The organism is Desulfosporosinus shakirovi (assembly GCF_020595055.1).
Lineage (GTDB): Bacteria > Bacillota > Desulfitobacteriia > Desulfitobacteriales > Desulfitobacteriaceae > Desulfosporosinus > Desulfosporosinus shakirovi.
This window is the reverse complement of record NZ_JAJDOO010000017.1, coordinates 101,012-108,557: the sequence shown is the minus strand read 5'-3', so window position 1 is coordinate 108,557 and position 7,546 is coordinate 101,012. Positions and strand designations below refer to the sequence as shown.

The 7,546-nt window shown below is 42.1% G+C and carries 6 protein-coding genes; all 6 read right to left on the bottom strand.

The window, feature by feature from the left end; translation table 11 throughout:
* Positions 1-340 precede the first annotated feature (340 nt).
* The gene (locus LJE72_RS15460) at positions 341-1,852 is read right to left on the bottom strand and encodes an MDR family MFS transporter (RefSeq protein ID WP_229248647.1); all 1,512 of its coding nucleotides are present in this window, start codon (positions 1,850-1,852) and stop codon (positions 341-343) included.
* Between the two features lie 168 nt (positions 1,853-2,020).
* A complete protein-coding gene (gene recQ / locus LJE72_RS15455; RefSeq protein ID WP_229248645.1) occupies positions 2,021-4,222 on the bottom strand; it encodes a DNA helicase RecQ in 2,202 nt (733 codons plus the stop codon).
* A gap of 105 nt (positions 4,223-4,327) precedes the next feature.
* The gene (locus LJE72_RS15450) at positions 4,328-5,026 is read right to left on the bottom strand and encodes a protein-L-isoaspartate(D-aspartate) O-methyltransferase (RefSeq protein WP_229248643.1); all 699 of its coding nucleotides are present in this window, start codon (positions 5,024-5,026) and stop codon (positions 4,328-4,330) included.
* 304 nt (positions 5,027-5,330) lie between these two features.
* On the bottom strand, positions 5,331-6,464 hold the full coding sequence (locus tag LJE72_RS15445) for a M20/M25/M40 family metallo-hydrolase (RefSeq protein WP_229248641.1): 1,134 nt from the start codon (positions 6,462-6,464) through the stop codon (positions 5,331-5,333).
* A gap of 2 nt (positions 6,465-6,466) precedes the next feature.
* Positions 6,467-6,808, bottom strand: coding sequence for an HIT family protein (locus tag LJE72_RS15440; RefSeq protein ID WP_229248639.1), 342 nt, complete (start codon positions 6,806-6,808; stop codon positions 6,467-6,469).
* Positions 6,809-6,958: 150 nt separating this feature from the next.
* On the bottom strand, positions 6,959-7,498 hold the full coding sequence (locus LJE72_RS15435; protein ID WP_229248637.1) for a chromate transporter: 540 nt from the start codon (positions 7,496-7,498) through the stop codon (positions 6,959-6,961).
* Positions 7,499-7,546 lie beyond the last annotated feature (48 nt).

Sequence of the window (7,546 nt, the reverse complement as noted above, 5' to 3'; positions counted from 1 at the left end):
GCTGTCCTTGTTGTTTAGTTTTCAAAGACCATCATTTTCTTTGGCTGTTTAGGCCAGAACTGTATATTAGCATTTCCAACTCTCGTTGTCAATAACTAATTAAGGTAGTTGCGATTAAAAACTTTATTATTTTTCAATAATCAGCATTTAATCGTTGTGCGTCTTTGTGGCACTCGGCTATAATACCATTTTCATCATTTCTTGTCAACAAGTATTTCTTCCTTTCAACTTTATCTTTCCTGTGGCTTTACCCCCAAGAGCGACATTTAAAATACTAACACATCCCTTGTTAAAGATCAACATATTTCGACACCAGATGTAGTATTAACCAATAATTTTTTTATAATTCAAGCGTATCTCTTGTCTTATTTGGAAAAAACAATACTAATATGAAGCTTAAGACAGATACAATACAAACACCGTAAAAGACATAGTGCAACGAAACTGTCAGGCCTGACGTCATCAGATCTATGACTCCATTGGGAAGCGTCCCCCTCTTATCTGAGTCAAGTAAGACGTTAACAACGTCTACACTAAACGTCTCTCCACTCACACTCTTTAAGTAGCTAGTCAGTTTGGTATTTAAAACTCCGCCCAAAAGAGCTGCACCCATTGTATTCCCTAAAATGTTCATAAACATATTAGAGGCCGTCGCCACTCCACGCATTTGCCACTCCACACTGTCTTGAATCCCCACAATAAAGACTGTCCTGTCAAATCCCATCCCCATCCCAATTAAAAGAGAACCTACTCCGGCCCAGAGCCACCCTCTTTCAGGAGCCATTGTTATTAAAAAGATCGAACCCGCGAGGATCCAAAACCCTCCAATAATCGCAATTCGTCTGAAACCGAATTTAAACATAATCTTACCAGCTATCGATGCACCCACCACCCAGCCCATTGTCATAAAAGCAAGAACAAAACCCGAAATAATTGGAGACTTCCCCATCACACCTTGAATATAAGTAGGCAAAAATGACGAGATACCGATTATCACAATACCTGTCGTTAAAGTTGCTAAGTTGGAAACTACCAGTAAAGAATCAGTCCAGATCTCCAATGGCATAATGGGCTCTGCAGTATGCTTTTCTTGCAATATAAACAGATAAAACCCAACGACAGATGACCCCACTAAAAGCAGTACAGGGGCAGATGACCACGCCCAAACAGTTCCCGCCTGTATAAAAACAATCATCAAGGCACTGACCGAAATAAAAATAAGTCCCGAGCCGATGTAATCAATAGTATGTTGTTGCTTATGTACTGCCTCTCCAAGAAAAAACCATATTCCTGCTACAGCGAGCATACCGATTGGCACGTTTACCCAAAATATCCAAGCCCAATGAACATATTGCACAAAGAAGGCTCCGAGGGCTGGGCCAATAATTGAAGAAACTCCCCAAACACTAGAAATATAACCTTGAATGCGCGCACGTTCTGACAGGCTGAAAATATCACCGATAATCGTCGTGGCAATAGGCTGAACGGCTCCAGCACCAATACCCTGTAGCAATCGGTAAATAATCAACATATTCATTGTTTTTGCAAAGCCACAAAGGACAGAACCAATAAGGAAAATTACAATTCCAAACGTAAATACAGGTTTCCTTCCAAACAAATCCGCAAGTTTTCCATAAATCGGGATTGTAACTGCTTGAGCCAAAAGAAAGGATGAGAAAACCCAACTAAACAGGGAAAAGCCGCCGAGATCTCCAACAATACTAGGGATTGCGGTCGCCACAATCGTCCCTTCTATAGCGGCTATGAAAATTGCTAACAGAACACTGGCTAAAACAATAGCTCGATTTGTCTTTATAGATTTACGAATATAAACTTGCTCACTCTCGTGCATTACAACTAACAAACTCCTTCTACTTATTGGATTTTTAACTTCATTACAAAAATACCGCAATTAAGTCCTTCCCCCGCACACGCTTTAGCGAAGGAAGGACTCGGAAGTATAGTTAAACTCTTACCCAGTCGCCCAGAGACACTTATTGACTGCCCACTTTTTTGTTTTTTATTCTTTATTACCGATGATTTTATGCTTTTCCAAAACTGCCCGGATTGTAAACCACTCCACCTCATCAGTGAGAAGATCTTTAATGGGACGTAATCTTTCTCCACCTACTTGCTTAATTGCCTCCAAGATGTGGGTTTCTTGTTCAAATGGAATAAAATCATCCCACGGAACAGTCTGACCATCTAGGCTGCAGCGCACAAAATGATTTTGAACAGTTATAGGAGTAACCTTCCTTATTTTTGCTATATCTTCTAAAGAGTATCCTTCTTTGTACATTAGAAAAGTCTGCAAATGACTGGAAACTTTCCCGTGAGGAGAATTCTCAAGATTACTTATATCTTGGCAACCATTTTCGCTGTCCGTTTGATCATCGCGCTTCTCTTCTGGGGGATTATTTTTTAAGTCCGGCTTCTCTACACTTTCAGAATCCTTACAAAAAATCCTGATTGCCTCCAGAAATTCATCTCCGTATTTTTCTAACTTTCTCTCCCCAACCCCGCTGACACGAATCATTGATCTGTGATCGATTGGACACGCTTGGGCCATTTCTCTTAAGGTACTGTCTGCAAAAATCATGTAGGGAGGGAGGTTTTCTCGAATAGCTATTTCTCTGCGTAATGTACGCAACCGATCAAACAAGCTAACCTCTTCCGACTCCTTACGATAATGTTTTGGTGACACTTTGCGATTAACTTTTGCTTCCCCTTTTAAGACGAAAACTGCATTAGGCTGGAGTTTAACCACTGGATATTCTCCGGTTGATAATTGCAAATAGCCCTCTGCCACTAAGTAATTTATTAGATCTTTGATTTCTTGCAACGCAACTTCATGCATAATCCCATGCGTTGAAAGTTCGTCAAACCGAAGTTCCCTAATCTTCGCTTTGCGTGAACCTTTTAAAACTTCAGCCACCATGCCAATCCCAAAACGTTCCCGCATACGATAAATACAGGAAAATACTTTTTGTGCCTCCAAGGTAATATCTACAATTTCTCTCTGATCGTTACAACTGCTACAGTTACCGCATTCTTCTTGTACGTCCTCTTCTCCAAAATACTCTAGAATCGACTTCCGCAAGCACCGAGGTGTGTGACAGTAATCAACCATCCCTTGAAGCTTTTTGAGCTCATTCATTTTTCGTTCAGGCTGAAAAATGGTTTGTTCAATCAAATATCTTTGTAGCACCACATCTTGAGGAGAAAACAACAAAAGGCACTCTCCCGGTTCTCCATCGCGCCCTGCACGCCCTGCCTCTTGATAGTAGGCTTCCATATTTCTTGGCATATTATAATGAATAACATATCGAACATTGGATTTATCAATCCCCATTCCAAACGCGTTGGTAGCGACCATGACGGTTGCTTCATCGAAGAGGAAATCTTCTTGGCTTTTTAGGCGGTCTTCGTCGGTCATACCCGCATGATATTTTCCAACCCTTAAGCCGCTTTTGGTTAAAAAGCTCTGGAGATTGTCCACTTCTTTACGCGTCCCGGCATAGATAATTCCAGGTTGATCGGCATGAGCTTTAGTATATTCAAGTAAAAAGTCCTTCTTGTTCTCCCCTCGAAACGTAGAAAACATAAGATTCGGACGATCAAATCCTGTGACAAATATACTGGGTTCTCTCAATCCCAACAGTTGGACTATATCAGCTTGAACATCCTCAGTTGCCGTTGCGGTAAAAGCTCCAATTAGCGGTTTCTGGGGGAAGGATTTAAGAAAAGGCCCCAAATGCAGGTAACTGGGCCGAAAATCATGCCCCCACTGGGAAACACAATGAGCCTCGTCAATCGCTAGAAAGGAAATTCGCAAAGAGTCTAAAAGGCTTCGGAAACTATCTGACTCAAGTCGTTCAGGTGCAATATATAAGAGCTTATATTTACCACTTGCCACCCTGTCAATCCGGCTCCTAACTTCCTTGAGAGACAGAGAACTATTGATAAAGGTTGCTGGAACTCCGTACTGTTGCAATGCATCCACCTGATCTTTCATCAAGGAAATTAGTGGAGAAATCACGAGAGTTGTTCCCTTAAACAACAGGGCAGGAATTTGGTAAGCAAGTGATTTTCCTGCTCCAGTCGGCATAATAGCTAAAGTATCCGAGCCCTGAAGTAAACTATCAATCACTTTTTGCTGGCCATCTCGAAATTGAGTATACCCGAAATACCTTTGCAATACCTCCAAGGCTTTGTTTATCATAATAAGAACATCTCCTTAAGGTTGTGTGCTTTCGAAGCTGTCCTTATTATAACAAAAAAAGAGTGAAAACGGGGTCCTTCGAAGTAAGTTTCCTATATCTGAAGGCTAGCGGATCTGACTTCCTGCTTCCGCCTCCTTCCAGCCCTTTGTACCAATCAGAGGAACAAAACGAACTGCTCCCAAATCTTCTTCTATTAATTCACTTGACAGTGTCTTCTTAACACGCACCAGATGTTGATCTTCCTTTTTCCCTACCGGTATTACCAAGCGGCCACCCGGAGCTAACTGCTCGATTAAAGAATCTGGAATTTTAGGACCTCCCGCCGTTACTAAAATTGCGTCAAACGGTGCTTTTTCTGTCCATCCAAGCGTGCCGTCTCCCACGCGCACTTCAATATTTTTATAACCTTGACTGTTAAATCGTTCTTCCGCAAGATGGGCGAGCAAGTTATGACGCTCAATTGTATAAATTATCTTGGCCATTCGGGATAATAATGCTGCCGAATAACCAGAACCCGTTCCTATCTCTAAAACTTTATCTTTCGTTTTGAGTTCCAACGCTTGAGCCATGAGAGCTACAATATAGGGCTGACTAATAGTTTGCTCTGCTTCTATTTCCAAGGCGGTGTCATAATACGCAAGCTCTTGTTTATCTTCTTTTACATACTTATGTCGAGGAATAGTTAGCATACTCTGAATTACTGCCTCATCTGTGATATCGCGACCTCTGAGCTGGGTTCGAACCATCCACTCACGTTCTGCCTCACGACCGTTTAAATCATCTTTCCAATAATCTTTGCCCAAATTCTCCTCACCTTTCAATTATTTTCTTTTATTTTATCCACATTTAATTTTTTTAAATTTTTAAGTTCAAGGAAGTTAAAAAACCCACATTATTGGATAGCCCCCCATTCAATTGATTGGACGGGGGCTAATTGTTGCGACTAAGTTTTGTGATGGCCGAATAGCACTTAAAAGGAGCTCGTTGCAGGCGTCTCCTTTTAAACTCTTGGCATTCCATTCTATAAATAACAAAAAAGGAAAAAAGGCCTATCCACGTATTTTATAGGCCTTCTTTTCTCCAGTTCACGTTATAATACACGATTTATCATTCAGCTTTTTCAAGCTTCGCAACACCTTTAATAATCTCAACCAATAAATCAGCTGTCCTGTACAAATCCTCTTCCTCAATCGCTTCCTCGGTTGTATGGGGCCTTTGCATCCCAGTACCTAAAACAGCGCACGGTATCCCGTAAACATTATAATAATTGGCATCACTGCCTCCTCCGGTTGGCCCTGTAATGACTTTTAAACCGGCGGCTCGGGCTGCCTGACTAGCAATGACTACGACTTGAGACTCCTCCGAAAGCGTAAAGGGCTCATATAACCGGATCACTTCAATTTCTGCAACTGCGCCCACTTCCTCAGCACAGTGTTTAAACGCTTCATACATCTGGGACGTTTGGCATTCGAGCTTAACCAAGTCTCTGCTTCTTGATTCGCAAGCAATATTGACTTCGTCGGCCACAATATTCGTAGCTCTGCCGCCTTGAATTGTACCGATATTGGCTGTTGTTTCTTCATCTATTCTGCCTGTTGGCATACTTGAAATCGCCTTGGCAGCTACAACAATTGAACTTATTCCATCTTCCGGAGCAAAACCAGCATGAGATGCTCTGCCTTTAATCATCACGTTAAGTCGATCTTGCCCTGGGGCAGCAAGAATTATTTCTCCCGGTCCACCCACGCAATCCATAACAAATCCCAGATCAGCTTTCAAGAACGTTTTATCTAAGTTCTTAACGCCGTTGAGACCCCCTTCTTCGGCAACACTGAAAACAACCTGAATATCACCGTGTGGGATATTTTGCTCTTCTATTATTCTTAGTGCTTCCAGGATTGGCGCTATCCCTGATTTATCATCCGCTCCTAAGATCGTTGGCCCGGCTGAAGTAATTATTCCTCCCTGAAGTTGCGGCTCGATGTTTTGGCAAGGGTCCACCGTATCCATGTGGGCCGAAAACAAGACGACTGGAACCTTTGGCAGGTTACCTTTCAAATAGGCAAAAACATTGCCGCAGTTACCTTCGAATCTTTGCCCGGCATCGTCTTCTGATACTGTCATACCAATACTCTGCAGACGTTTTTTTAGTATATCAGCTATTTGGCGCTCATCCTTGGTCGGAGAATCAATTCTAATAAGTTCCAAAAACTCGGCCAACAATCTTTCTCGATTGACCATTTTTATGTATGCCACCTCACAGTACCTGCGTCTCCATTATATCGAGGGATAACATGTATATGCCAATGAAAAACTGTTTGCCCTGCAGCAGTTCCTACATTTGCTCCCACATTATAACCATCAGGATGGAACCGCTCGTCTAACAACTCTTTAACTTTTGTGAGAAGTTCTCCGACACAAGCCATCTCCTCCGCAGTCGCATCAAAGAAACTTGAAGCATGTTTTTTAGGAACAATAAGAACATGTCCTTCACTGACTGGATACTTGTCATAAAATGCCCGGGCTAGTTCATTCTCTACAAGGTTAACTCCCTCTGGCAGTGTACAAAATACGCACTCGTTCATCCGCATCCTCCTTACAGTTTTACCCCGCCAACAAATGGACTTTTATGTTGATATTGCCTGTTTTTGACTCAAAGTCAAGTAATCTTTATAAAACAATTCCTGCATTATCAATTCCAAGACACCCACTTCTTCAAGAGGGTGTTCCTTATTCTACTTTTTAGTTCTGCCATATACTGCCCAACCAAACAGCATGGATGCTACGATAATAAAGGCCGGGTGGATGTTAAGAAAATAAAGGAGCGCAACCGTTATAACTGCTATTCCCCACGTGCTGCTGGACGGGAAGGCCTTCTTCCCCATGTCATAAGCAGTCTCAGCAACAAGTACAACTACCACTGGCCGGACTGCCTTCAACATTGCTTGAAGCTCTGGAGAATCCGAATATTTCACGATCAAACTTCCTAATAAAACTACCACAATTATAGTAGGAGCTATTGTTCCAATTATAGCGGCTAGAGCTCCCAACCAACCTGCAACCTTATATCCGATATAAGCTGCCATCTTTGTGGCAATTGGCCCTGGCAAGGCATTACCGATAGCTAAAGAATCCGCAAACTCTTCGTTATCCACCCAGTGATATCGATCCACTGCTTCTGCTTTAACGAGAGGAATTAGCGAAGGGCCTCCCCCAAATCCCAGGTTTGAAGCCCGGGTAAAGCCAATAAATAGGTCCCATATTTTTCTAAGCACGAAGAGCACCCCTTTTTAACACTGTATTAATAGGAGCATATTGTTAAC